The organism is Paraburkholderia sp. SG-MS1, assembly GCF_012275575.1.
GTDB lineage: Bacteria > Pseudomonadota > Gammaproteobacteria > Burkholderiales > Burkholderiaceae > Paraburkholderia.
The window spans coordinates 1-253 of record NZ_NPIH01000176.1; the positions used below are offsets into that span (position 1 = coordinate 1).

Annotated in this window: 1 protein-coding gene; it reads left to right on the top strand. The window is 66.4% G+C overall.

Going from position 1 to position 253, the window contains the following annotated elements; translation table 11 throughout:
- On the top strand, window positions 1-253 hold a 253-nt coding region (locus CIC12_RS13960; protein WP_168664690.1), incomplete at both ends, for a hypothetical protein.

The following is a 253-nucleotide window of genomic DNA, read 5'->3' on the forward strand; positions in this document are numbered from 1 at the left end:
TACAGCGTGACGACCCATGTTCCGCAGACCAGCGGTGTGGTGGAAGCGGTCGCAACCGATGCGGCGGGCAACCATGGCAAGCCGACGGACGTGAACTACACGGACACGACGCCGCCAGCGCTGTCGTCGGTGAATGTGACGCCGAACGCCGATGGCGGTCTGACGGTGAGCGGTAAGGCGGAAGTGGGCAGCACGGTGACGGTGACGTATCCGGACGGCAGCACGGCTTCGACCGTGGCGGACGCCTCGGGTA